Source organism: Frondihabitans sucicola (genome assembly GCF_030296615.1).
In the GTDB taxonomy this organism is placed as follows: domain Bacteria; phylum Actinomycetota; class Actinomycetes; order Actinomycetales; family Microbacteriaceae; genus Frondihabitans; species Frondihabitans sucicola.
Genome location: NZ_AP027732.1, coordinates 3,524,776 through 3,550,004, shown reverse-complemented (window position 1 = coordinate 3,550,004; position 25,229 = coordinate 3,524,776). Strand labels below are relative to the sequence as shown.

The window sequence follows — 25,229 nt, the reverse complement described above, 5'->3', positions numbered from 1 at the left end:
TTTCGGGGCCGACACGGTGCGTGCCCTCGTCGCGACGCCGGGCGGGCTGGTCGAGGCGGTCGTGGCCGCGGTGCTGCTGCTCGGGTCGCTGGTCGCGGGCGTCCTCGCGGTCGGGAGGCGAGGTACGGGTCCGGTGGCGCTCGTGGCGCTCTTCGGCGGCTTCACGGTGATCCTGCTGCCCCTTGCGCTGCTGGTCACCGGGAGCATCTCGACACGGTATGCCCTGCCGCTGCTGTTCTCCCCGGTCCTGGTGCTGGTCGTCGGGGTGGCCGTCGCCCCGGTTCGGGCGCTCCCGAAGGCGCGGGGGCGCAGGATCGTCGCGTCGCTGATCGCCCTGGGCACCCTCGTCGTCGTGGGCGTCACCGTCCCAGCGGGAGTCGCGGTGGCTCGCGAGGCCGCCGGCCCGGGCTACTCCGCCGCGACCTGTCTCACCGACTGGTCCCGGGGCAAGCACGTCACGGGTGTCGCCCAGTTCTGGACCGGACGTGGGCTCCAGGCCTACGGCGGCGGCAGCGTCGACCTGCTGCAGGTCAACTTCGACTTCAGCGTCTATCCGTGGCTGGTGAACCTGGCCTCCTACAGGAACGCCCGGGTAAGTTACGTGGTCGTGGCGACGGCGGGAGACGCGGCCGGCCACACCGACTATTGGGGAGACGACTTGACGAACCTGGGAGCCCCGCGCGACATCGTCGACTGCGGCAGCTACGACATCTACGACTTCCGCGGTCTGCCGGCAGCCGACGTCCTCACCGAGAAGGTCGACGCGTCCGCCGCCGTGCAGGCGGCGTTCCGAGGGTTCGGCTGGTGAGCGGCGGCGACCTGTTCCCGCTCGCATCGGCCGAGTCGAGCGACTTCGACTACCGCGAGAGCACCGGTTCGACGAACGCCGACCTGGTGGCGGAAGCCGCCCAGAAGGGCGACTTCGCCGTCATCGCGTCCCTCGGCCAGACGGCAGGGCGCGGACGGCTCGACCGCGCCTGGTCGGCACCGGTCGGCGAGATGCTCGCGGCCAGCGTGCTGCTCCGCACGCGGACCGCATCCGGAGCGCTCCTGCCCGTCGAGGCCTGGGGCTGGTATCCCCTGATCGCCGGTGGCGCCCTCCGCGCGGCGATCGACGATCTCCTGCCCGATCGCGAGGTCACGCTCAAGTGGCCGAACGACGTGCAGATCGGCGGGCAGAAGGTCTCCGGGCTCCTCGCCGACCTCGTCACCGTCGACGGCGTCCCCGACGCGGTCGTCATGGGCTCGGGCATCAACCTGACCATCGCCGCCGAGAACCTGCCGACGCCGACGTCGACGTCTCTGACGCTCGAAGGCGCGACCGGCACGGCGGCCGAGATCGGCGACCGCGTGTTCACGGCGTACCTCAAAAACCTGCGCGCGCTCGTCGAGCGCCTCGCGGCGTCGGGAGGAGACACGTCCGGCATCCGCGACACGGTCGTCGCCGTGTGCGACACCGTCGGTCGCCGCGTGCGGGTCGAGCTTCCGGACGGCGAGAACCGCTACGGCACGGCGACCGGCCTCGACGAGGCCGGCCGACTCCTCGTCCTGCAGGATGACGTTGACACCGAGTTCGCTGTCGCTGCCGGAGACGTGACGCACCTGAGGTATGAATGACGCATGTCGACCGTTGATCGCGGCGGGGCTCCGTACGAGGCTCCCGAGCCGGTATCCGAAGAGGTGATCGCTCGGCTGCGCCCGCACGCGCGCGTGCTCTTCTGGCCGTCGCTCGCGCTGATCGTCATCTTCGGCCTCGCCGGATTCTTCAACGGGCGTCTGCCGGAGGCCTGGCAGAACCAGGCGGTGCTGGTCGCGGCCCTCGTCCTCGTGATCCTGCTCTGGGTCTTCCCGCTGCTCGCCTGGCTCGGGCGCCACTACACGATCACCACGCGGCGCATCATCATTCGACGCGGGCTCTTCGTCCGCACCCGCCAAGAGTTGATGCACACGCGCGGCTATGACCTGACCGTCCGGAAGAACGGGGCCCAGTCGCTCTTCGGATCGGGCGACGTGTTGATCAACACCGGCCTCGACCGGCCGGTCGTGCTCTGGGACGTCCCGAGCGCCGACCTGGTGCAGTCGACCCTGCACGACCTCATGGAGGAGAACATCAGTGCCGTCGCACGCATGCGACAGCAGGAGCAGTCGGCGCCTTCCGAGGGATCGACGCTCTGGAACGGCAACTGAGGTCCGAGGCGGGGCTCAGGGAGGCGCGAGCCATCTTCCGTTAGGGTCGTCTCGTGCGAATCTCTGTCATCGGATGTGGGTACCTCGGCGCCGTTCACGCGGCTTGCATGGCTGAACTGGGCCACGACGTCGTCGGCATCGACGTCGACCAGCACAAGGTCGACGAGCTCGGAGCCGGGCGGGCGCCGTTCTTCGAGCCCGGCCTTCCCGAGGTGCTGACCAAGGCCCTCGAGACCGGTCGGCTCCGCTTCACGACCGACATGAGCGCCGCCGCCGAGGCCACCGTGCACTTCGTCGCCGTCGGCACGCCGCAGACCAAAGGCAGCTTCAACGCCGACCTCACCTACGTCGACGCCGCCATCGACGGCCTCCTCCCGTTCCTGAGCGAGGGCGACCTCGTGGTCGGCAAGTCGACGGTCCCCGTCGGAACCGCGGCTCGCCTCGCCGGCCTCGTCGAGGGCGCAAAATCCGGCGCCACGCTCGCCTGGAACCCCGAGTTCCTGCGCGAGGGCTTCGCCGTCCAAGACACCGTCTCGCCCGATCGCTTCGTCTACGGCGTGCCCTCCGGCGACGCCGGCGCCGCTGCCACGGCCGTGCTCGACGAGGTGTACGCCACCGCGCTGGCCACGGGGACGCCGCGCATCGTCACGGACTACGCCACCGCAGAGCTCGTCAAGGTCTCGGCCAACGCGTTCCTCGCCACCAAGATCTCGTTCATCAACGCCATGGCCGAGGTCGCCGAAGCGACCGGCGCCGACGTCACACAGCTCGCCGACGCGATCGGTCACGACGCCCGCATCGGCCGCAAGTTCCTCAACGCCGGCCTCGGCTTCGGCGGCGGCTGCCTGCCGAAAGACATCCGCGCCTTCCGCGCGCGCGGCGACGAGCTCGGCCTGCACGACACCCTGTCGTTTCTGGGCGAGGTCGACGCGATCAACCTCCGCCGGCGTGAGCGCGTCGTCACGCTGACCCGCGAATTGGTCGGCGACCTCGACGGTGCCACGATCGGCGTGCTCGGCCTGGCCTTCAAGCCGAACTCCGACGACGTCCGCGACTCACCGGCTCTCGACGTCGTCACGAAGCTCGTCGAGGCCGGTGCCACCGTCACGGCCTTCGACCCCGAGGCGAACGAGACGGCTACGCGCAGCCTTCCCACCCTCACGACCTCCGAGACCGCCGAAGACGCCGTTCGCGGCGCCGACGCCGTCCTCGTACTCACGGAATGGAAAGAGTTCCGTGAGCTCGACCCCGCGGCCGTCGCGACCCTCGTCGCCCACAAACGCGTCGTCGACGGCCGCAACTGCCTCGACGCCGTCGCCTGGCGGGCCGCGGGCTTCGAGGTCCGCGGCCTGGGCCGCCCGTAGCGTCCAGGCGACACCAACAGCACCACGACGAAAGACAGGCTCATGGCACTCACGGTCGGTGTGATCGGTGGTGGGCAGCTCGCCCGGATGATGGTTCCGCCCGCGGTCGGGCTCGGCCTCGAGATCCGCGTGCTGGCCGAGAACGAAGGATCCTCGGCGCGACTCGCCGCCACCGAGGTGGGCGACTACCACGACGCCGCGACGGTGCTCGCGTTCGCTCGCGACGTCGACGTCATCACCTTCGACCACGAGCACGTGCCGCAAGACGTGCTGCAGGCTCTCGTCGACGCCGGCGTCTCGGTCCAGCCGTCGCCCAGCGCGCTGTTCGTGGCCCAAGACAAACTCGTGATGCGCGAACGACTGACCGAGCTCGGTCTGCCGGTGCCCGACTGGGCGCGCCTCGAGACGGCCGCCGACCTCGATGCCTTCCTCGCCGACCACGGGGGCCGTGTCGTCGTCAAGACGGCCCGCGGCGGTTACGACGGCAAGGGTGTCCGCGTCGTGACGTCTTCTGGTCAGGTCGCCGATTGGTTCGCCGGCCTCTCGGAGGGCAACACCGGCGGCGCGCTCCTGGCCGAAGAGCTCGTCGAGTTCCGCCGCGAACTCGCACAGTCGGTCGCGAGGCGCCCGAGCGGAGAGATCGTGGCCTGGCCCGTCGTCGAGTCGATCCAACGAGACGGCGTCTGCGCCGAGGTGATCGCTCCCGCTCCGGGATCGGCCGGCAGGATCGCCGACATGGCCGAGCAGATCGCTCGAACGGTCGCCTCCGAGCTGGGCGTCACCGGCGTGCTGGCCGTCGAGCTCTTCGAGACGACCGACGACCGCGTCCTGATCAACGAGCTCGCGATGCGCCCGCACAACACCGGCCACTGGTCGATCGACGGGTCGACGACAAGCCAGTTCGAGCAGCACCTCCGGGCCGTCCTCGACCTGCCGCTCGGCGACACGGGTCTCCACGACGAGTGGAGCGTCATGGTCAACGTGCTCGGCGGCCCGGTCACCGGAACCATCGCCGACCGTCTGCCGGCCGCGATGGCCGATCAGCCGAGCGTCAAGATCCACGACTACGGCAAGGATCCCCGTCCCGGCCGCAAGGTCGGTCACGTGACGGCCGGCGGAGACGACCTCGACGAGGTCGTGTTCCGGGCGCGCGCCGCTGCCGAGTTCTTCGCCGGCTAGAAGCTACCCTGACTGCGTGCTGCCAGAAAACGAACAAGACGTCGTGCCCGCTGCCGCTTCGGAGGCTTCTCCGCGGGTCGCCCTCGTGATGGGCTCCGACTCCGACTGGGCGACGATGAAGTCGGCGTCCGACATCCTGACCGAGTTCGGCATCCCCTTCGAGGTCGAGGTCGTCTCGGCACACCGCACCCCCGACAAGATGATCGCCTTCGGGCGCGAGGCCGCCGGGCGCGGCATCCGCGTCATCATCGCCGGTGCGGGCGGTGCGGCTCACCTCCCCGGCATGCTCGCCTCCGTGACCACTCTTCCCGTCATCGGGGTGCCCGTCGCCCTCGTGAAACTCGACGGCCTCGACTCGCTGCTCTCGATCGTCCAGATGCCGGCGGGGATCCCGGTCGCCACGGTCTCGATCGGCGGTGCCGCGAACGCGGGGCTGTTGGCCGCGCGCATTCTGGGCGCCTCCGATCCTGCGATCTCGTCGCGCCTGGCCGAGTACGCCCAGAGCCTGGCCGAACTCGTCGAGGAGAAGAACGTCGCCCTGAAACGAGCCCTGTGACTGCAGCCACACCCGTCCGGAACCCGGACACCCGGTCACTCGCCGTGATGACGCGGCGGGCCTGGTGGCTCGTCGTCCTCAATGTCCTGATCCCGGGATCCGCGCAGGCCCTCGCGGGCAACCGGCGCCTCGGCCGCTGGGGGCTCGCATCGACCCTGGTCTTCTGGGCCCTGATCGTCGTCTCGCTCGTCTCGGTCATCGTCGCGCACTCGCTGCTCTTCGACATCGCCACGAACACGATCGCCCTTACGATCGTCCAAGTCTTCCTCACCTACTACGCGGTGCTCTGGGTCGTCCTGACCATCGACACCCTCCGGCTGGTCCGGTTCGTCAGCCTCGCGCCCCTGGGCCGCGGGCTCGTCGCCGCGCTGGCCGTGGTCGTCCTCGTGGGCACGGCCGGAACCGCTGCCTACGGGTCGTATCTCTCCGGCGTGCAGCACGGTCTCCTCGACACCCTCTTCTCCTCCAAGAAAGACGTCGCAGCGCCCGTCGACGGCCGGTACAACGTCCTGCTTCTCGGTGGCGACGCCGGCGCCGACCGCACGGGATTGCGCCCGGACAGCATGTCGGTGGCGTCGATCGACGCGGCGACCGGCAAGACGACCATCATCGGGATCCCGCGCAACCTCTACAACGCTCCGTTCCGCAAGGGGTCGCCGCTCTACGGTCCGTACCCCGACGGGTACACCTGCGGCGACGACTGCCTGGTGAGCTTCCTCTACACGTACGGCGAGGAGCATCCCGAGCTCTATCCGAACGCTGCCAAAGAGGGATCGAATTCGGGCATCGAAGCGGAGCGCGACGCGATCGAGGGCATCACCGGCCTGAAGATCCAGTACTACGCGCTGATCGACATGGGCGGCTTCGTCGACCTCATCAACGCCCTCGGCGGCATCACCGTCGACGTGCCCTACCGGATCCCGATCAACGGCGGCATCGACGCAGCGGGCCAGCCGATCAACGTCGACGGCTGGATCGAGCCCGGCGTGCAGCATCTGGACGGCTACCACGCGCTCTGGTTCGCCCGGGCCCGACACGGCACCGACGACTACCACCGAATGGCGCGGCAGCGCACCGTCGAGCAGGCGGTGCTGAAACAGTTCACGCCCGCGAAGGTGCTGTCGAAGTTCCAGGCGGTCGCCAGCGCCGGAACCCAGGTCGTGAAGACCGACATCCCGCAGGGCACCCTGTCGGAGTTCGTGTCGCTCGCGCTCAAGGCCCGGTCGCAGCCGATCACCGACCTCGAGATCGTGCCGCCGACCTACGACAATGTGCACCCCGACTTCGCTGCCATCCGCGCTGCGGTGAAGAAAGCCACTGCGTCGGCGCCGACGGGCTAGGGTCGCGCCAGCCGACTACAGGTCGGCGTGCAGTTGCCAGACCTTCTCGGCGGAGTCGCGCCAGCTGAACGCGCGAGCGCGGTCGAGACCGGCGACGCCGAGACGGGTCGAGAGCTCGACGTCGTTGACGACCTGGTACATCGCCTGCGCGAGGCGCTCGGGATAGCCCGCGCGGTCGTCGCGGGCCACGACCACGCCGGCACCCGCGGCGACCTCGATCAACGCGGGAGCGTCGGAGTGGACGACCGGCGTGCCGAAGCTCAGCGCCTCGACGATCGGCAGCCCGAAGCCTTCGGCGAGCGACGGGAAGACAAAGACGGCCGCGCGCTGGAGCAGGACGGCCAGGGTCGAGTCGGGAACGTGCCCCAGCACGCGCACGCGGTCGGTGGCGAGGCCCATGCGCGCGACGACCTCCTCGATGCGGACGTCGCCCCAGCCCTCGGACCCCACGATGAGGAGGGGGATGTCGGGCGCGTCAGGGTGCGCCATGGCCTCGATCAACGGTTCGAGGCCCTTGCGCGGCTCGAGGGTTCCGACGCTCAGCGCGTACTTCTCGGGCAGCGCCAGGGTGTCGGCGATGGCGTCGGCGTCGTCGGGAAGCGTGACGTCGGGGCTCACCGCGCCGCCGATCACTCGGAGACGGTCGCCGAAGTCGAAGCGCTCGGAGAGTTCGGACGCGACGGTGTGGGTCGGGACCACCACGGCGTCGGCGAACTTGAAGGCCCGCTTGGTCATGGCCTTGTGCCAGCGCACGCCCTGCGCAGTCAGGGTCTCGGGGTGGGTCCACGGCACCGTGTCGTGAATGGTGACAGCGGTCTGGGTCGCGGGATCGAGCGACCGGTCGTGCTTGTAGAGCGGCGTCATGAGGCTCGTGCCGTGGACCATGCCCCTGCCGGGCAGACCGAGCAGGCCCGCCTGCCAGGCGAGCGACAGCTCGCGTCGCCCCAGCACCGACCGGTACAGGCTCGCGAGCCCGGGCAGCTTGTCTTCGAGCCGGTCGTAGTCCTCCTGCGGATGCGCAGCGACGATCCCCTCGACATCGCAACCGCGCGGAGCGCAGGCGATGATCTGACGGGTCAGCTCTTCGGTATAGCGTCCTACCCCGCCCGGAACGGGCGCGAGGATCTGGTCAACGACTACTCGCAGCGTCATCATGATCGAATACTCCTGTGCCGGCGGCCTCGGTCAGCGCTTCGTGCCAAGGGCGCATGGCATCGAGACCCGCTCGCTGCCACGCGTCGTGACCGAGAACACTGAAGCTCGGTCGAGGCGCCGGCCTGACGAACTGGGAGCTGTCGGTCGGCTTGACCCTATCAGGATCGAGCCCCGCCACCTTGAACACCGCCTGAGCGAAATCGAACCATGTCGCTCGACCCGAATTCGTGCCGTGGTACACGCCGGCCGGGGCGTCTGCGTCGACGAGTGCGACGATCTGTGCTGCCAGGTCGGAGGTCCACGTGGGTTGGCCGATCTGATCGTCGACGACGGTGACGGTGTCGTTGGTCGCGGCGAGCCGGAGCATGGTCGAGGCGAAATTCGGACCGTGCCGCCCGTAGAGCCACGCGGTCCGGACGACGTAGGTGCCGTCGGGGTTCGCCGCGAGAGCGAGGCGTTCTCCGGCCGCCTTGGTCCGGCCGTAGGCGTTCAGGGGGTCGAGGGGCGTCTCTTCGCCGTACGGCAGGGTCGCGGTGCCGTCGAACACGTAGTCGGTCGAGACCGTGACGAGCTTGGCGCCCTGCGCCGCCGTCGCCTCGGCCAGGAGACCGACCGCGGCGCCGTTGACGGCGAGGGCCTCGTCTTCGTGCGTCTCGGCGTCGTCGACCCTCGTGTAGGCCGCGGCATTGATGACGACGTCATGGCCCTCGACAGCGGCCAGCACGGCGCCGCGGTCGGTGACGTCCAGGTCGGCTCGCCCGAGCAGAGTCACATCTCGCCCGAAGAGCGCTTCGACGAGGTCGGAGCCGAGCATTCCGCGGGCTCCGGTGACGAGGTAGCGCTGCCCCTGCGCTGCGCTCATACCAGCGCCGCGCGCTCTTTCAGGGTTCCCACCAGGTGCGGTTGTCGCGGTACCACTGGACGACGTCGGCCAGCCCCTGCGTGAACGGTACCTGGGGTTCGTAGCCGAGTTCGGTGCGGATCTTCGAGATGTCGACGGAGTAGCGCAGGTCGTGGCCGAGGCGATCCTGCACCCGGTCGACAAAGGACCAGTCTTTGCCGGTGGCGTCGAGCAGCAGCTGGGTGAGCTCTTTGTTGGTGAGCTCGGTGCCGCCGCCGATGTTGTAGATCTCGCCGGCGCGGCCGTTGACGAGCACCAGCGCGATGCCGCGCGTGTGGTCGTCGACGTGGAGCCAGTCGCGGATGTTGTCGCCCTCGCCGTAGAGCGGGACGTGCTTGTCGTCGATGAGGTTCGTGACGAACAGCGGGATGACCTTCTCGGGGAAGTGGTAGGGCCCGTAGTTGTTGGAGCAGCGCGTGATGGAGACGTTGAGGCCGTGGGTGCGGTGGTAGCTGCGGGCGAGCAGGTCGCTGCCGGCCTTGGACGCCGAGTAGGGCGAGTTCGGTTCGAGGGGACGGTCTTCTGCCCATGACCCTTCGGCGATCGAGCCGTAGACCTCGTCGGTGGAGACGTGCACGAAGCGCTGGAGGTTGTTGCGGAGGGCCGCGTCGAGCAGCTGCTGGGTGCCCAGCACGTTGGTCTCGACGAAGATCGAGGCGTCGCGCACGGAGCGGTCGACGTGCGACTCGGCGGCGAAGTGGACGACCGCGTCGATTTCGGGGAAGAGGGTGTCGAGAAGGGCTGCGTCGCGGATGTCGCCCTCGACGAATCGGTATCGGGGCGAGTCGGCGACCGATGCGAGGTTCTCGAGGTTGCCCGAGTAGGTGAGGGCGTCGAGGACGGTGACGTCGGCGCCCTCGAGGCCGGGGTAGGCGTCTTCGAGGGTGCGTCGGACGAAATTGGAGCCGATGAAACCGGCACCGCCGGTGACGAGGATGCGCATGATGTGATCTTTCTCCGTTCGCGGGCGTGACCACGATGCTACCGGCAGCTCAGGGGGCGCTCCAGCGGCGTGATCCGGCACACCGTGTGTCAGCTGGGCACCGCGAAGACATCGACCTCGAAGTGCAGGGTGTCCTTCACCCGCAGCGACGCCGACCACCGGCCCCACTGGAGCGTCTGGTAGCCGCCCGTGGCGGCTGTCGTGTCGAAGAGCTCGCCCTCTTTCGCCGGGAGTCCGAGGGCGGTCAGCGTGCAGCGAGCGGTGACCGCGTCGACGTCGGTCGGCTCTCCGTGCGGCTGGCTCGCCAGGGCGAGGGCGACCTTGTCGCCGAGCTCAACGCCGTCGTCATCGGGGAACAGCCCGCAGGACGCCAGAGCCGAGATGAGCGCGCCCGTCGCGGACCGATTCGAGGCGGCAGCCCTCGTCGGTGACGGGTGAGGCATCACTCCGGTGGAGACCACCGAGCAGCCCGCGACGAACGTCAGGGCGATCAGGATCGCCGTCACGGGAAGGATTCGCCTCATCGCGATCTCCACTCATCGGGTGAAGGAAATCCTAGGCCTCCTCCCCGCGGTGCGTCTGCCACCCGCGGGGGTGAACAATGGAGTCATGAAGACGACGACGTTGACGAACACGACCACCCCCGCCTCCAACATCATCCTGGGCCTGATGCGGATCGAGCCCCTGACCGACGACGAGATCCGCGCTCTGGTGGGGGAGGCCCGCGACGCCGGCATCAACTTCTTCGACCATGCCGACGTGTACGGCACGCCGCTGCACGAGTGCGAACGCCGCTTCGGCGAAGCCATCACGTTCAGCCCGGCCGAGCGCGAGCAGGTCATCGTTCAGTCGAAGGTCGGCCTGGCCGACGGCTACTGGGACTTCTCGACCGAGCACATCCTCGAGTCCGTCGACGAGTCGCTCGCCGCCCTCCAGCTCGAGCACCTCGACATCCTGCTGCTCCACCGCCCCGACGCCCTCGTCGAGCCCGACGAGGTCGCTGCCGCCTTCGACGCTCTGAAGGCCAGCGGAAAAGTGACGAACTTCGGTGTCTCGAACCACACGCCGATGCAGGTCGAGCTGCTGAAGCGATCGGTCTCGCAGCCGCTCATCGTCAACCAGGTGCAGCTCAGCATCACGCACGCCAACCTGATCACGGCGGGGGTCGCCGCGAACATGGCCGGGCTCGACCAGTCGATCGATCGCGACAACGGGATCCTCGACTACTCGCGCCTCAACGACATCACCCTGCAGGCCTGGTCGCCTTTCCAGAAGGGCTTCTTCGACGGCGTGTTCCTGGGCGACCGCGAGGCGTACGGCGAACTGAACGACGTGATCGACGAGCTGTCCGCCAAATACGACGTGAAGCCCGAAGCGATCGCGGTGGCGTGGATCACGCGGCACCCCGCCGGCATGCAGGTCGTGTTGGGCACCACGAACCGCGAGCGCGTCAGGGCGTCTGCGGCCGGCTCTGACCTGCCCCTCACGCGGCAGGAGTGGTACCGCCTGTTCACGGCCGCCGGGCACATCCTGCCCTAGCGGCGCCCCCGATTTACGGGTTCACCGTCGATCCGCTCGAGCGAGCGGACCGACGGCGAACCCGTGGATCGTCAGTGCTCCGAAACCTCGAGAAGAGCCAGGATCTCGTCGGTTGTGCCCGTCTCGCCGAGGCGCGGGAAGATCCTCGTGACGCTGTTCTCGTGTGCCTCGGCGCTCATGTCGGTCATGGCGTCGGTGGCGAGAGCGACGTGGAATCCGGCCTCGTGCGCTTGCCGGGCCGTCGACTCGACGCCCGCCGTGGTGGCGATGCCCGTGACGACCACCTGGGTGACGCCGAGGCTCCTGAGGTGGGTCTCGAGGTCGGTGCGCGTGAAGGCGCCCCAGGTGCGCTTCGTGACGACGTGGTCGGACTCCCTCCGGTCGAGTCGCGCCACGAAGCCCGTCGGGTCGGCGGGCGGCTCCGCGCTCGCCGCTGGGCGGGGCGCACCCTCCGTCCGGCCGGGAGCGCGACCGTCGACGTTCACGAGGACGACCGGGAGCCCCCTGGCGCGGAACGCGTCGAGGAGTCGACGACTGTTCTCGACGACGACGTCAGCGCTGTGCGGGGCGACGGGAATCGTCGTCACGCTGTTCTGGAGATCGACGACGATGAGGGCGGTGGTGGGATCGAGGGTGCTGAGGGTCATGATTCCGGTTTAGCGCACTTCTCCTCGTTCTCCTCGGGCACCGAGCCGGTCGATGCCTCCACCCAGAACTCGTCGACGGCGTCACCGTGTTCGAACACGAAGCCGTGGCGGGCATAGAGCCGCCGAGCCGCGCTGCCGCGCAGGACGTCGAGACGGAACGGCCGTGCGTCGCGGTGCGTCGACAGAATCGCCTCGAGCACGGCGCCGCCGAGGCCGTGACCCTGGTGCTCGGTGGCGAGGTAGAAGTGCTCGATCCACTGGGAGTCCTGCTCGGGTCTCACGGCGATGAGACCGACGGGCTCGTCGTCGACGCAGACGACGGTGGTATTGCCGGGGAGTAGCCGTCGAGGAAGCGGGAGCGCACGCGCGCAGGATCGAAGCGCCCCAGCCTCTCGAGGTCGGGACGCATCACGACGGCGCGCAGCTCCGCCATCCACCCGGCGTCGTCGGGCGTGGCAGGACGGAGGCGGAAGGCCTCGGAGGGCATCGTCCCTAGGCCCGGATGAAGACCGACCGCAGCCAGCGGGTGATCCGCGGCGTCCGCGACGCGGCCAGCAGAGCGGCGCGGCGACGGAGGGTCGCCCGCTTGGGATACATGGTGAGCCCGGCGGCGGCGCCGATGTCGATGAGTCGCGACCAGCGGCGGCGAAGGGTCTCGACGTCGATCCTGCTGGCGCTCATGACGTGCAGCGCCTCGACGACCGACTCGACCGTGTGAGAGGCGACGCGATGGTCGGCGTACTCGCGGCTGAGGCGCCTCACGGCCTCCTCCTGGCTACCGGCCACGCGCCGAGCCCACCGGGCGTCGCGCGGCATGTCGGCGTCGACCACCACGAGCCGCGGCGCGAGCTCGTTGAGGCGCAGCAGGCGGCTGAGGCTCGTGACGGCACCGGCGCCGACCACGACGTCGAAGACCTCGCGGGCCGTCGAGATGTCGCGCACGGTCGCCGACGGGATGGCGGCCTTCGCCGCGGCCAGCCGGCTGCGGGGCACGAGCACGGTGAGGGCGATGCCCTCGTGGAGGCCGACTGCGATCCGTTCGGCCCACGGCAGGGCCTCCGCCGTGGCCTCGGGCGTGACCTCGATCGCGATCCTGCTGGTGTGATCTCCCGGGAGGAACGCGTCGGCGAACCGGTCGACCGGGTCGCGGCCGACGTGCTGGTACAGCTGCAGCGCGCCGACGTAGTGCGGGTAGCGCTCGATGAGCACCTTCTCGTGGGCGAAGCGGAGCGAGGGGCCGCGATCGCCGGAGAAGCTCGTCGAACCGGTGTGGAAGACCAGGGCGCGGTTCGCGAGCAGGGAGGCGTACCCGTGCTCGTTGATGCGGAGGCAGAAGTCGTTCTCTTCGCCGTAGCCGGGCGAGAAGCGCTCGTCGAAGAGCCCGTAGCGGTCGATCAGCTCGCGTCGGATCAGGAAGCAGAAGCCCATGGCGACGGGCGCGATCGTGAACCGGGGAAGGAGGGGCGCGACGGCGGCGTGGACGGCGCTCGTGCGCGACAGGGTCATCGGGGCGTGGAGGTTGCGTCGCAGGTGCGGGATCGTCGCGATCGTGGCGTTGTTGCTGCGCGGGGCGACGACCCCGTGCGTCTCGGAGAGGTCGAGCACGGCCGCCATCTCGTCGAGGAAGCCGGCGGTGACGACGGTGTCGCTGTTGAGCAGCATGACGTCGTTGCCCGAGTGGTCGAGGTTGAGCACGACGTTGTTGCAGTTGCCGAGGAACCCGAGGTTGAGGTCGTTGCGGTGGTATTCGAAGCCGCGATGGCCGTCGATCTGCCGCAGCACGGCCGTTTCGATGACGTCGGCGTTCGGCCCGGCGTCGTTGGCGAGGATCACGCGGTCGATGCCGAAGTCGACGTGCTGGATCAGCGAGCGGAGACAGGCGAGGAGCCCGTCGAGGTCGTCGTAGATGGGCACCACGATCGTCACGGGACGCCGTTCGACCGTCGTCGACGACGCGTCGTGCCCCGGATGTTCCCCCGCCGACGTCATCGTCCGAGAATCCTCCGGGTCGCGACGCCCGGGCGGCGCAGGATCCGCCCGACGAGGCCGGAGCGCGTCCGCAGGCGCGACGCGAGGAGCCCGGCCGCCATCCGGGCGGTCGTCGCTCCCAGGGAGGCGTAGTCGCCCGGCAGTGCGAACCAGTACCGCGAGATCTCGGGCAGCTTGTACGCCGGCTGCCCGACCAGACCCTCGAGGCGCGTGATCGCCGCCTCCTGGGAGAATTCGCTGCCGAGCACCCGCTCGACGCTCGCTCTGGCCGCGTGGCCGTGGGCCTCGGCGAGCCCGGGCGTGGTGGCGTAGACGGCGAGAGCGTCGGCGAGTTCGCGGGGCGAGTCGGGATCGAAGAGCGAACCGGTCACGCCCGGTTCGACGAGTTCGGCGCTGCCACCGGTGTTCGACGCGACGACGGGTCGTCCCGCCATCAGATATTCGAGTGTGGTCCGCCCGAACGCCTCCACCGTCGACGGGGTGACGCAGACGTCGGCGGCTTCGACGTAGGGGTACGGGTTCGCCTGCTCGCCCGCGAACGTGACGCGGTCGGCGACGCCCAGGGCCGTCGCGCGATCGCGGAGTTCGAGGTCGTAGCCGGGCGTCTTCCAGGATCCGACAAGGCAGAGCGAGGCGTCGATGCCGTCGGCCTTGAGCAGGCCCAAGGCGTCGATCGCGCGGAACTGCCCCTTGCCCGGCTCGACGCGCCCGACCACGGTGATCTTCAGCCCCGGGGAGCTCTGCGGGAACGGGGTGGAAGCGGGAGCCTGCGCGGCTCGCTCGGTGACGAAGCCGGCGTCGACCGACGGGTAGACCACCGAGATCTTCTCCGGGTCGACCGCGGACGCGACGTGGTTCTTGAGCGCGAGGGAATTGGTGAAGACGGCTTCCGACAGGAGTCCGATGTCGGCGAGAGTGCGTCGGCGGCCCTCTTGGAACTTCAGGTCGTGGTCGAGATCGCCGTATTCGCGGACGAACCACGCGTGGGGGAGACCGAGAGTCTTCGCGGCGAAGGCGGCCCACGGTGCGACCAGCGTGTTCGTGACGACGAGGTCGGGCTTCAGCCGCTCGAGCTCGTCGATCATCGCTCCGACGGCCTGATAGTCGGCAGCAGCGAACGTCGTCCGCTCGGCGACGGGCGCCGGCTGCGGGCTGGGCAGCGCCCACCCGCGGAAACGGAAGGCGCGGTACTTCCAGCCGCGCTCGTCGAGCGCCTTCGTGAAGAGCCCGGTCGGAGCCTTGGTGAAGAAGAACGGCTCGAAATCAGGGTTCTTCGCAGCCCAATCGTCGACCAATTTCAACAGCGACCGCTCGGCGCCACCGAGATTCACGGGCGCCGTGCTGTGATTGCTGAAGATGACTCGCACCGGTCGAGCCTACAAGGCCCGTCCCGATACCACGTCCCTTTATGGATACGACCACATCGAGATGGCGCCCGGCTGAACGGTGTGTGAACCTCGAGACGGCCGTAAGCATGTGAGAATGGTTCGTCCCCTTAAGAGATGCCTGCCCGAAGGCTCTCACTTCCCGGAGTTTCTTGATGACCTACATGACCGACCTGGTCTCGTCGCGCGAACTGCTGGCGAACCTCACCGCGCGAGAGGTCAAGGGCAAGTACCGTCGCACGGTGTTCGGCCAGCTCTGGTCGCTCATCAATCCGCTCGCGACGATGCTGATCTACACGATCGTCTACTCGTTCATCTTCAAGGCGCGGCTCGAGGTCGGCGACCCCAGCGGTCTGCACTTCTACCCTCTCTGGCTGATGTGCGGTCTGCTGCCGTGGATCTTCTTCCGTTCCGTGCTGAACGCCGGCATGTCGTCGATCGTGGCGAACGGGTCCCTGATCAAGAAGGTCTACTTCCCGCGGATGAACCTGCCGCTCGCCACCGTCGGGGCGCACGGCTTCACGTGGATGATCGAGATGGCCTTCCTCGTCGTCGTCCTCGCCTGCTTCGGCTCCTTCATCTGGCCGTGGATCCCCGTGGTCGCGTTCTTCATGGTGATGCTGGCCGCGTTCGCCACGGGGCTCGCGCTCATGCTCGCGATCGTCAACGTGCACTTCCGCGACATGCAGCACCTGATCGGCATCGCCCTTCAGATGTGGATGTACCTCACGCCGATCATCTACCCGCTCACGCTGGTGCAGAACGCGGCCGACAAGGCCAACAAGCCGTGGATCCTGCACCTCTACAAATTGAACCCGATGGAGCGTTTCTCCACCGTCTTCCGGAACCTCATGTACGACAACCGCTGGCCCCATTGGAGTGACTCGTTGGCCTGCATCCTTCTGGCCGCCGTCTCTCTGGCGCTGGGCTATTTCGTCTTTTCCCGGAACGAGAAGAAGTTGGCGGAACTCCTGTGAGCAATGTCGCCGTCTCCGTCGACCACGTGTCGAAGAGCTTCCGGATGTACTCCGAGCGCAACGACTCGCTGAAGAGCACCGTGATGCGCCGTAAGAAGTCGGTTCACGAAGACTTCTGGGCGCTGAAAGACATCTCGTTCGAGGTGCCGCAGGGCAAGACCTTCGGTCTCATCGGGCGCAACGGGTCGGGCAAGTCGACCCTTCTGAAGTGCCTCGCCAAGATCCTGTGGCCCGAGTCGGGGTCGATCACCGCCAACGGCAAGCAGGCGTCACTGCTCGAGGTCGGCTCCGGGTTCCACCCCGAGCTGACGGGTCGCGAGAACGTCTTCCTGAACGGGTCGATCCTCGGCATGACGCGCAAGGAGGTCACCCGCAAGTTCGACGAGATCGTGTCGTTCTCCGGCGTGGGCCACTTCATCGACCAGCCGGTCAAGAACTACTCGTCGGGCATGTACGTGCGCCTCGGATTCTCTGTGGCCATCGCGGTGACGCCCGACATCCTCGTCGTCGACGAGGTGCTCTCGGTCGGCGATGCGACATTCCAGAAGCGCTGCCGCACCAAGTTCGCCGAGATGAAGGGCGAGGGCCGCACGGTGATCCTCGTCTCCCACTCGATGAACACGGTGAAAGAGATGTGCGACGAGGTCGCCTGGCTCGATTCCGGCGAGCTGCAGACCATCGGGCCGGCGCAAGAGGTCATCGACGCTTATCAGCTGACCGTCTGAGACTCCTGCTTCTTCGGCTCGCCGTCGTCTGATCGCTCCAGCTCTCGGCTGATGACCCGCCGAAGCATCGGCATGAACGGCCGTTCGACGAGATAGTGCACAAGCGCGGCCAAGACGAGTGCTGTCGCGGCAGCGACCAGGGCGGCGACCCACCAGTGAGTATGGGGCGCGAGGTGCTGAATTATGACGTACCCGATCTCCTCGTGAAGGAGATAGAGCGGATACGTCAGGCTGCCGGCGATCGTCAGAACTCGCCATCGCCACCGTTTGAGAGGGGTCAGCACAACGAGTGCCACGATGGCGAAGCAGCCGACGGTGACCAGCCACGTCGTGGTCGACGAGAGGTGGAGGCCCGTGGTCGAGAAGATGGAGCTGGCAGCGTTTGCGCCTGCGGTCGGCACGGTCATCAGGACGTTGGCCGCTAGGAGCAACCAGGCAATGACCGTTGACCCGTTTCGCACGATGAGATAGAGAAGCATCCCACCCGCGAAAAGTCCGGCGTACGGCGCGACCAGGATGATACGGAGAAGGTGCGAATTGTTCTCAAAGGCCAGGAGCGAGAGAACCGGCCACACTCCTGCGAAGATGAGGATTCGCTTCGTCGTAATGCCGACCACGAGGAAGACCCCAATGAGGATATAGAAGCGCATCTCGGCCCACAGCGTCCAATACACGCCATCGACCTCGGGAACGCCGACCACGCTTTGAAGCATCGTCAGATTGACAGCGACCTGGCCCGCCGTGATCTTCACCGTCCCGAAGAGGACCAGGACGGCGGCCGTGATGATCACGCTGACCCAATAGGCCGGGTACAGGCGAGAGATGCGCGAGGCGACGAAGGCTGGTAAAGGGCGCCCCCACGCGCTCATCAGGATCACGAAGCCGCTGACGACGAAGAAGAGATCGACTCCGAAATAGCCGAATTTCGTCACACGCACGAGGCCAGGCGCAATGCTCGAGATCGGCTCGGGCCAGGACGAGGTCGTTCTCGCCGTGTAGTGGAACGCGACCACGGCCGCGGCAGCAATGAACCTGACGGCATCGAGGGCCGCGTAACGCGGGCGTCCGACTTCGCTCGGTTTACGAGGCCGGAATACCGCGGGCGAGAGCTCGACCATTTAAAAGATCCATCCGGCCCGTGCGGGCCCAGTCAGTGTCACGCCTGGCGGCCTTCCGGCAGACGGCTGTGATCCAGATCGATGACGCGTGGCTCAATGAGGCGAGGACCACCGTCGAGAGCCCGCATCGCTTGTACGACTCGTTCGGAATTGTTTTCATCGCGCGTTGGAAAGCTGCTGGCGACTCGCTCGCGATAGGGCTCTTGCAATTCGAAATCGTGGGCCGCGGATTCTTCGAGTGCGTCCAGGGTGCCATTGACACTGTTCGTTACGGGACCGTACCCGTCTCGGGCGTAGTCGAAGTACCCACGTCGACCGATGTGGAGCCCGTTGAAGAACTCGTCGGCGTCGAATTGGAAGTAGGCGACGGGGACACCGAGGTAGGAGCCCTCGAATGCGAGCGACGAATAATCGCTGATGATGAACCGTGCGCGGGCCAAGACGTCCTGCACATTCTCTTCGGCGAAGCTCAGGAGTCTCACGTGGGGAGGGACGGAGAAGTCTTCGAGATGCGGTCGCATGTTGGGATGGGGCATGAAAACGATGTGTTTGCCTGCGGCGTCGGCGATGGCCTTCAGTCGAGGTGACTGAACAAGCTCTTTGTATTTCTGCGCATAGACGCTTTCATTGAAGTTCACGCCCTTCGACCGGCGGTTGGAGCCGGGGAGTGCCGGCCCCAGAAGCATTTGACGCCACGTCGGCAGGATGACGATGGCATCTATCCCTTCGGGAGGTTGCGCTGAGCGCTTTCTCAAGAGCGAATCGTGTCGAGGGAAGCCGGTCATCACGACTTCCTTGTCGCTGAACTTGTAGGGGCCGGGGCCCGCGATGGACTGCTTCTCCGCGGGGGTGACGGTCACGAAGAGATCGATCGGCTTGATGTTGAGCCATCGCGAGAGATCATCCTTCGTGATGCCGTGCTGGAGGAACGTGTAGTGGAATCGAGGAAGACCGTAGCGGCGCCAGTCAAGTGGCCGCACCACGTAGTGGTCGATGTGTGACGACGCCAAATGATCAGCGCTCAGAATCAGGAGTTTCCACTCGCGGGAGCCGTAGGCGACGAGGCGGAAGCCCTCCGCCTGGAGGCGTTGCCAGTCGTCCGTGTCTTTTTCGATGACGAACCAGGCGTTGATCTCGGGGTGGTGCGTTCGGACGTGACGGTAGAGGTGCTCCGCGTTGTCGTTCGCATCGGTGTTACGGTCCATGAAAACCCAGGCATGGGAAAACTTGTTCTGGACTCCTCCCGAGTGGAGTCGCACCCCCAACCACCAGTCGAGCACCGAGGGCTTCGCGAAGCGCTTCTTCCCCGAGTCCACCGTCGACCGGAGACTGGCGGAGAGACGGTCTTTGATTCGTTCGCTGGGTTTCGCGTACCGCTCGCGGGTTCTCTTGCGTTGAGCCTCGATGACGGGATTGAGCTGCTTGAAGGTCAGGTGCTCGGGATTGCCCCACTGATCCGTTCGCGAAATGTAGAGCTGTCGTCCGGCCACGTGGACGGCGGTTCGTTGCCCTCGCGCGAGCCATAGATGGCGGCGGCGCATGAGGGTTCGTCCGTAGAAGTTGAAGTCTTGGATCGTCGAGTGCTCGGGCGTTACTGCGACTCCATCGACTACGAGCCGCTCCGGGAGAGGGGGCCCGCAAACACGTAGCTCAGGTGGACCTGCTGGCGGGCTTCGTCGACTTCCATGATCCGGACGTACTCGGGTTCACGAGACTCACTCGAGTAGCCGAAGAGCAGGGTCTCTTTGATGATGAAATCGACGCCCATGAGGTCGAAGGTCCGGATGGCGTCTTTGCTGATGAGTGAGAGGATCTCGCCGACCAGCGCATGAAACTCATCGAAGCGGTCCGCGGGTGCCGCAGCCGTCAACGACCGGATGGCCATCTCGTTCTTGAAGTACCAGATGAGGTCGTAGAGCACGACGTTTTCGAGCCACCGGGGCACTGGCCCCAGCAGGGCGGCCTCTCGGAGGAGGCTCAAGAATCCGAGGCGGAGCAGGGTCGTGTATTTCTCCGGCTTGATTTGACTGCTCTGGATGAGTGACGAGCCGTCCTGTCTCGTCCTGTAGAAATACTTCGCAGACGCCATAATGCCGAGGAGGTGAGTGTCCGTCTGGAGGAAGAACCGGGATATGAAGTGGCCATCCTCAAAGTTGGGCTGCACCCGCTCATCGAATCGGAGTCCCGACGAACGCAGATCCGACACGCGGACAAACGTGGTTCCTCCGCTGATCTGTACGGTCGGCTCGACGAGAAGATCGACGACGCGGCTTCCCTTGTTGAACTTGGCCCTCAGTGCGTGGGAGTTCTTGTACTCCTTCGTGCTCTCGTCGAGGATCATGAGGTGGGACGCGAGGACAGCCATGTCCGGTCGCGCATGAAGCGTGATGAACTTCTCGACCTCTTCGAAGTAGCGGCTGTCCAGCACATCGTCTGGGTCGGCGAAGGTCACCCAGGCGCCCGTGACAAGCTCGAGTCCGGCATTTCTGGCGGCGGCTGCGCCTCCATTGGTCTGCTCGATGTAGCGCACGTGAGACTCGCGGCCCGCGGCCCACGATCCGACGAGCTCACCACTGCGGTCGGTCGAGCCGTCGTTGACGAAGATGAGTTCAACCGACTCGATGCCAATGGTCTGCGCCTCGAGCGAAGCGAGGAATTCAGGTAGATATTTGGCGACGTTGTAGGTCGCGATGACGACTGAGACGACGAACGAAGGAGCCTGGGTCACCGCGCCGTCAGCCACAGGTCACACTTTTCGGGAGAGTCGTCCGACCCCACATAGGACCATCTTTCTTGTGCATCTCGGGTGATCGTGCCTGTCGAGATTATCAGCATGGTGAGGAGGCCTCTGCTTGCCGGTCATTAGGAGCGCCAGCCTCGGCGCTGCGTCCAACGGGCCGCGGGCCGCCGTCGAGCGCACGCATGGCCTGGAACACACGTTCGGAACTGTGCTCGTCGCGAGTGACGAATGCGGCACCGGCACGAGCCCGATAGATATCCTCGGACGAGAAGTCGACGGCACCGATTCTCTCGATGGCTGCTTCCACCCCTTGACGTCCGTAGCAACCGGACCAAAACCGTCTCGCGCGTAGTCGAAGGTTCCGCGACGACCGACGTGAGTGCCATCGAAGAACGATTCGCTGTCGAATTGGAAGTAGATCACCGGAACGTCGAGGAACGCGGCGTCGAAGGCGAGGGAGGAGTAGTCGGTCACGAATCCCGCTGCCCGAGCGAGAACGTCCTGCACGTTGTTCGTGGCGAAGTCGAGGATGTCGACGTGAGGGGGCAGGTCGAAGTCGGCGAGATACGGGCGAATATTGGGATGGGGCATGAACGCGAGTCTCTTGCCCGAGCGTGCTGCGAGTCCCTGCAGCTTCGACGAACGAAGGAGTGCCTGATAGTTGGACGCGAACTCGCTCGTCATGAACATTGGGTTCTTCGCGCGTTCATTGGAGCCTGCGGCCTGTTCGCCTGCGAGCTTCTTTCGCCAGGTCGGCATTACCACGATCAGATCGCGCTCACTGGACGCGGCCCGCTTCCGAAGCAGCGCGTCGTGACGGGGAAATCCCGTCAAGAGCACCTCGCGGTCGGAGAAGACGTACTGACCGGTCCCCGCAATCGTGTCGCGCTCCTGCGGCGTGACCGTGACGAACAGCTCTACCGGCTTGGTGTTGACCCAGCGGGAGATGTCGTAGTTCGTCACCCCGTGCTGCAAGAACGTGAACTTGAACCGGCGCTTTCCGTAGCGATCTTCTCGGAAGGGGTCGACGACGTACTGGTCGATGTGGGAGGAGGCGAGGTGTTCCGCATGGAACAGGAGGAGGTACCAGTCGAACGACCCGTATTCCACGAGTCGGAAACCTTCGGCCTGCAGCCGGTTCCAATCTCGCGAGGTTCGTTCGAGGACGAACCAGGAGTTGATTTCGGGGTGCGTCTTCGAGACGTGGCGATAGAGGTGTTCGGCGTTGTCGTTGGCGTCGGTGTCTCGGTCCATGAAGACCCAGGCGTCGGCGAACCGTTCGCGCGTCTTCTTCGAGCGAAGGGCCCACTCCAGCTTGCGGTCGAAACGATTGTCGGGCCGGAGGGCCTCGCGGGCGAGGCGGAGTCGGGCCTCCGCCTTCAGACGCAGGCGTTGTCCGATCGACTGATCGCCCGCCTCGAAGCGCTCGAGGCCGCCCTCTCGCTGGGTGAGGATGAATGGTCGCAGTTGCCGGAACGTGAGGACTTCGAGCGGTACGAGGCGCTGTTCGATGTCGATGGGCAGGCGGCGTCCGTCGACGGTGACGCTCGTCGCCTCACCCCGGCGGAGCCAGACATGCCTCTGGCGCACGAGCGCACGGCCGAAGAAGACGAAATCTTGAATCGTCTCGTATTCGGGTTCGACGGGGCGTCCGTCGACGGTGAAGAGCTCGTCCGGCAGGTCCCCGGTGAACCAGTAGCTCAGGGCGACGAGCTGGTGTGTCTCGTCGACGCGGTCGAGAGACGCTGTCTCGCTGCGATAGGAGGGGTCGCGATAACCGACCGTGAGCGCCAGCTTGATGGCCTCCTCCACCCACATGACGCTGAAGGCATAAATGGAGTCGGCCGACAAGATCGAAGCGACCTCGCCGACGAGTTCGTGGAACTCGTCGAAGACCTCCTCCGGCGCAGCCGCGGTCGGGGAGAAGATGCCGCGCTCATCCTTGAAGTACCAGAAGAGGTCGTAGAGCACGAGGTTTTCGAGCCACCGCGGAACGCCGCCCTTCGACTGGGCCAGTCGCAGGAGATCGAGGTGCCCGTACCGGGGGACACTGGTGTATTTCTCCGGGCGGTTGAAGTAGGTCTGCATGAGGCTGGAGCCGTCGGAGCGGATCCGGTAGTGATACTTGGCCGACGACATGAGCCCCAGCACGTGCCCGCCGGTCTGGAGCAGGTAGCGGCCGATGAAGTGGGCGTCTTCGAAGACCGGCCTCACGCGGCCGTCGAATGCAACCCCGGCGGATCGAATCGCGTCGACCCGGAAGAAGGCGGAGTTGACGCTCATCTGGATGACGGGCTCGAGCTCGAGGTCGACGATCCGGGACTTCTTTCCGAACTTGGCGCGAAGCGGATGCGTGTCGGTCAGCGCGCCGTCGTCGGTGAGACGCATCTGGTGGGCGGCGAGGAGGGCGATGTCGCCACCGCCGTGGAGCTCGATGAACTTCACCACTTCGTCGAAGTATCGGTCGTCCAGGACGTCGTCGGGATCGGCGAAGGTGACCCAGTCGGCATCGACGCTCGGCAGCCCCGCATTGCGGGCAGCGGCGACCCACTGATTCTCCTGCGTGATGATTGTCACGTGGGCTTCGCGCCCCGAAGCCCAGGCGCGCAGGATCGAGAGACCGTCATCGGTCGACCCGTCATCCACGAACACGAGCTGCACGTGTTCGATACCGATCGTCTGGCGCTGGAGCGAAGCCAGGAAATCGGGAAGGTAGCGGGCGACGTTGTACGTCGCGATGACAGCGGCGACGGTGAAAGGCTTCTCGGTCATGGGTGCCGCCGACTTTATCAGCCGACCGACAGCGGGCCCGTCTCGGTCAGCTCACCCTTTTCGCGGGCACGTGGAGGCTGGCGTCGATCAGGTTGTGGTCGGACGGAACGGTGGTCATCTGCTTCCCGTTCGTTCCGACCGGAATGTAGTTGTTCGTGAACTGGTCGCTTCCCTGGAAGCCCTGGGTCAGGATGTAGTCGATCCGCTGGCCGTCGCCGTTCGGGTCGCCTGGCTGCTTGACCGGCGGGAGCGAGTCGTTGTAGGTCGACCGCGTCGTCCCGTGACGAGCGAGCGCCGCCGACGAGTCGTAGAAGCCTCCGCGGATGAGGGTCGGCTGAGCTCCATCGGTGCGGCCTTCGGGATAGCGGTTGTCGTTGAAATCGCCACCGAGGATCACGGGCAGTTTGCTCGTGTTCACCGCTGCCAGCGCCTTGAGCAGTTCGGCGGAATCCTGGCCGAGCTGGTTCTTGCGCGTGTTCTTGTTCGTCGTCGTGGGGATCCCGTAGTGCGCGGCGACCACGATGAACGTGGTCTTCGTGGCGTCCTTGGACTGGAGCTCGGCCCACGGCGTGTTGAGGTCGGGTGAGCCGGCCGGCTGACTGTAGTCGTGGATTCCTCGGAGCCACCCCTTGCCGACGAGCGTGTACTTCGCCGGGTTGTAGTAGATGCGGTTGCCCTGATTGGGCTTGCTCGGCGCCGTACCGGTGTCGGTGAGCGTGAGGTTCGCCAGACGTTTGTCGAGGTCGAGGTAGATCTCGTTCCAGCCCGTCTTGCTGTTGTTGTCGGCGTCGCCGCTCGCCTCGAGGGCGGTCAGGACGTCGATTTTCTGGGCGGTGACGTTCTGGGCGACCAACGGGCCGCGGGTGGGCCACTTCGGAGTACCGGACTTCTCACATCCACCGCACTCCACGTTGTAGCTCCCGAACTTCACAGGCAGAGCCGACTTGTCGGGTGCGACCGGAGTCGGCCAGGCGACGACCTGCTTCGAGTCGCGCGTGTGCGTGGACGGTTTGATCGTGCTCCTGGCCTCGACGTGCGCGTAGATCGGGTTGCCGTAGGCCGTCTTGGTCAGGTTGGCGTCGCTCCCGGTGATCGTCCGCGATTTCGTGACCGGGTCGAACGCCGAGAACCAGGCGCTCGTCGATGGCGCCCAGTAGTCGGGGCGGCGGTTCGGGTTGGGGCCGGCGGAGGAGACGACGCGGTAGTCGGTCGCGTAGGGCGCCGCGCCCCAGGTGACGGTGACGCCGTTGCTGGCGGGCTTCGCGGCGACGGAGGAGAAGAGGCCGGTGTATCCCGGCGTGAGCGAGAACGACATGGTGGTCGAGTACGCGCCGACCGACTTGCCCTTCACGGCGCGCACGACGGCGTAGTAGGTGTGGCCGGGCTGAATGCCGGTCAGATTCGCCGCTGCGCCGGTGGTGTTCCGATAGGTCGCCGACGTGAAGGACTTCGACGTCGAGTACTTCGCCGTGTACGTGACGCCGGCCATGGCCTTCCACTTGATCAGCACGGTCTTTGCAGCCCAGTTCTGGGTGCTCGACACGAGGCCGCTCACGCGCGCCGGAGCGCTCGCCGCCTGGGCAGGGGTGATGGCGATCGCGACGAGCGCGCTGGCCAGAGCCAGCGTCACGGAGGCGCGGCGAATGACATGGAGCATCTATGAACCCGATTTCAGTAGATGAAGAATGTGCTGAGCCCTGAGCCTAAAGAGA

At 66.6% G+C, this 25,229-nt stretch carries 24 protein-coding genes; 10 read left to right on the top strand and 14 right to left on the bottom strand.

Going from position 1 to position 25,229, the window contains the following annotated elements:
• Nucleotides 1-16: 16 nt before the first annotated feature.
• Genes QUE79_RS18260 through QUE79_RS18230 form a run of 7 tightly spaced genes read left to right on the top strand, consistent with a single transcriptional unit; the run spans nt 17 to nt 6,626 of the window.
• Nucleotides 17-808: a hypothetical protein gene (locus QUE79_RS18260; RefSeq protein WP_286344312.1), complete on the top strand. Its 792-nt coding sequence runs from the start codon at nt 17-19 to the stop codon at nt 806-808.
• Nucleotides 805-1,617: a biotin--[acetyl-CoA-carboxylase] ligase gene (locus tag QUE79_RS18255; RefSeq protein ID WP_286344311.1), complete on the top strand. Its 813-nt coding sequence runs from the start codon at nt 805-807 to the stop codon at nt 1,615-1,617. Before QUE79_RS18260 ends, QUE79_RS18255 begins: the two co-directional genes overlap by 4 nt.
• Before the next feature lie 3 nt (nt 1,618-1,620).
• Nucleotides 1,621-2,187 carry a PH domain-containing protein gene (locus QUE79_RS18250; RefSeq protein ID WP_286344310.1) on the top strand — a complete coding sequence of 189 codons (567 nt, stop codon included), beginning with the start codon at nt 1,621-1,623 and terminating at the stop codon, nt 2,185-2,187.
• A 53-nt stretch (nt 2,188-2,240) separates the two neighbouring features.
• Nucleotides 2,241-3,551 (top strand): UDP-glucose dehydrogenase family protein, encoded by a 1,311-nt coding sequence (locus QUE79_RS18245; protein ID WP_286344309.1) that lies wholly within the window; start codon nt 2,241-2,243, stop codon nt 3,549-3,551.
• 42 nt (nt 3,552-3,593) lie between these two features.
• Entirely contained in the window at nt 3,594-4,730 is a 1,137-nt protein-coding gene (locus QUE79_RS18240; protein ID WP_434011016.1) for a 5-(carboxyamino)imidazole ribonucleotide synthase, read from the top strand.
• A gap of 19 nt (nt 4,731-4,749) precedes the next feature.
• On the top strand, nt 4,750-5,286 hold the full coding sequence (gene purE, locus QUE79_RS18235) for a 5-(carboxyamino)imidazole ribonucleotide mutase (RefSeq protein WP_434011067.1): 537 nt from the start codon (nt 4,750-4,752) through the stop codon (nt 5,284-5,286).
• Nucleotides 5,283-6,626: an LCP family protein gene (locus QUE79_RS18230; protein ID WP_286344307.1), complete on the top strand. Its 1,344-nt coding sequence runs from the start codon at nt 5,283-5,285 to the stop codon at nt 6,624-6,626. The genes purE and QUE79_RS18230 overlap by 4 nt, the downstream gene beginning before the upstream one ends.
• A gap of 15 nt (nt 6,627-6,641) precedes the next feature.
• On the opposite strand, the gene QUE79_RS18225 is transcribed toward QUE79_RS18230, so the two are convergent.
• The 4 genes from QUE79_RS18225 to QUE79_RS18210 form a co-directional block, all read right to left on the bottom strand.
• Entirely contained in the window at nt 6,642-7,781 is a 1,140-nt protein-coding gene (locus tag QUE79_RS18225; protein ID WP_286344306.1) for a glycosyltransferase family 4 protein, read from the bottom strand.
• Nucleotides 7,756-8,643, bottom strand: coding sequence for a dTDP-4-dehydrorhamnose reductase (gene rfbD / locus QUE79_RS18220; protein ID WP_286344305.1), 888 nt, complete (start codon nt 8,641-8,643; stop codon nt 7,756-7,758). The genes QUE79_RS18225 and rfbD overlap by 26 nt, the downstream gene beginning before the upstream one ends.
• Before the next feature lie 19 nt (nt 8,644-8,662).
• Entirely contained in the window at nt 8,663-9,625 is a 963-nt protein-coding gene (gene rfbB / locus QUE79_RS18215) for a dTDP-glucose 4,6-dehydratase (protein ID WP_286344304.1), read from the bottom strand.
• An 89-nt stretch (nt 9,626-9,714) separates the two neighbouring features.
• Nucleotides 9,715-10,149, bottom strand: a complete 435-nt coding sequence (locus QUE79_RS18210; RefSeq protein WP_286344303.1) for a hypothetical protein — start codon at nt 10,147-10,149, stop codon at nt 9,715-9,717.
• An 85-nt stretch (nt 10,150-10,234) separates the two neighbouring features.
• On the opposite strand from QUE79_RS18210, the gene QUE79_RS18205 reads away from it, so the two are divergent.
• Nucleotides 10,235-11,164 carry an aldo/keto reductase gene (locus tag QUE79_RS18205; protein ID WP_286344302.1) on the top strand — a complete coding sequence of 310 codons (930 nt, stop codon included), beginning with the start codon at nt 10,235-10,237 and terminating at the stop codon, nt 11,162-11,164.
• A 71-nt stretch (nt 11,165-11,235) separates the two neighbouring features.
• Here the strand turns inward: QUE79_RS18205 and QUE79_RS18200 are convergent, their stop codons facing one another.
• From QUE79_RS18200 to QUE79_RS18185, 5 genes are read right to left on the bottom strand one after another with little or no spacing between them, the layout of a single operon-like run.
• Nucleotides 11,236-11,811 (bottom strand): isochorismatase family protein, encoded by a 576-nt coding sequence (locus QUE79_RS18200; RefSeq protein ID WP_286344301.1) that lies wholly within the window; start codon nt 11,809-11,811, stop codon nt 11,236-11,238.
• Nucleotides 11,808-12,092, bottom strand: coding sequence for a GNAT family N-acetyltransferase (locus tag QUE79_RS25825; RefSeq protein WP_350271582.1), 285 nt, complete (start codon nt 12,090-12,092; stop codon nt 11,808-11,810). The genes QUE79_RS18200 and QUE79_RS25825 overlap by 4 nt, the downstream gene beginning before the upstream one ends.
• A complete protein-coding gene (locus QUE79_RS25820; protein WP_350271581.1) occupies nt 12,089-12,298 on the bottom strand; it encodes a hypothetical protein in 210 nt (69 codons plus the stop codon). Before QUE79_RS25820 ends, QUE79_RS25825 begins: the two co-directional genes overlap by 4 nt.
• A 5-nt stretch (nt 12,299-12,303) precedes the next feature.
• Nucleotides 12,304-13,800 (bottom strand): glycosyltransferase family 2 protein, encoded by a 1,497-nt coding sequence (locus QUE79_RS18190; RefSeq protein ID WP_286344300.1) that lies wholly within the window; start codon nt 13,798-13,800, stop codon nt 12,304-12,306.
• Entirely contained in the window at nt 13,797-15,167 is a 1,371-nt protein-coding gene (locus QUE79_RS18185; RefSeq protein ID WP_286344299.1) for a glycosyltransferase family 4 protein, read from the bottom strand. Before QUE79_RS18185 ends, QUE79_RS18190 begins: the two co-directional genes overlap by 4 nt.
• A gap of 173 nt (nt 15,168-15,340) precedes the next feature.
• On the opposite strand from QUE79_RS18185, the gene QUE79_RS18180 reads away from it, so the two are divergent.
• Together QUE79_RS18180 and QUE79_RS18175 are read left to right on the top strand one after the other, a co-directional pair.
• A complete protein-coding gene (locus QUE79_RS18180; RefSeq protein WP_286344298.1) occupies nt 15,341-16,162 on the top strand; it encodes an ABC transporter permease in 822 nt (273 codons plus the stop codon).
• Nucleotides 16,159-16,887 (top strand): ABC transporter ATP-binding protein, encoded by a 729-nt coding sequence (locus QUE79_RS18175; protein WP_286344297.1) that lies wholly within the window; start codon nt 16,159-16,161, stop codon nt 16,885-16,887. Before QUE79_RS18180 ends, QUE79_RS18175 begins: the two co-directional genes overlap by 4 nt.
• On the opposite strand, the gene QUE79_RS18170 is transcribed toward QUE79_RS18175, so the two are convergent.
• From QUE79_RS18170 to QUE79_RS18150, 5 genes are all read right to left on the bottom strand, one after another.
• Nucleotides 16,872-18,005, bottom strand: a complete 1,134-nt coding sequence (locus QUE79_RS18170; RefSeq protein ID WP_286344296.1) for an acyltransferase family protein — start codon at nt 18,003-18,005, stop codon at nt 16,872-16,874. The two genes, QUE79_RS18175 and QUE79_RS18170, sit on opposite strands and share 16 nt — an antisense overlap.
• 38 nt (nt 18,006-18,043) lie before the next feature.
• Nucleotides 18,044-19,495: a CDP-glycerol glycerophosphotransferase family protein gene (locus QUE79_RS18165; protein ID WP_286344295.1), complete on the bottom strand. Its 1,452-nt coding sequence runs from the start codon at nt 19,493-19,495 to the stop codon at nt 18,044-18,046.
• A gap of 119 nt (nt 19,496-19,614) precedes the next feature.
• The gene (locus tag QUE79_RS18160; RefSeq protein ID WP_286344294.1) at nt 19,615-20,748 is read right to left on the bottom strand and encodes a glycosyltransferase; all 1,134 of its coding nucleotides are present in this window, start codon (nt 20,746-20,748) and stop codon (nt 19,615-19,617) included.
• A 3-nt stretch (nt 20,749-20,751) separates the two neighbouring features.
• Nucleotides 20,752-23,517: a bifunctional glycosyltransferase/CDP-glycerol:glycerophosphate glycerophosphotransferase gene (locus QUE79_RS18155; RefSeq protein WP_286344293.1), complete on the bottom strand. Its 2,766-nt coding sequence runs from the start codon at nt 23,515-23,517 to the stop codon at nt 20,752-20,754.
• Nucleotides 23,518-23,563: 46 nt separating this feature from the next.
• Entirely contained in the window at nt 23,564-25,174 is a 1,611-nt protein-coding gene (locus tag QUE79_RS18150) for an endonuclease/exonuclease/phosphatase family protein (RefSeq protein ID WP_286344292.1), read from the bottom strand.
• Nucleotides 25,175-25,229: the final 55 nt, after the last annotated feature.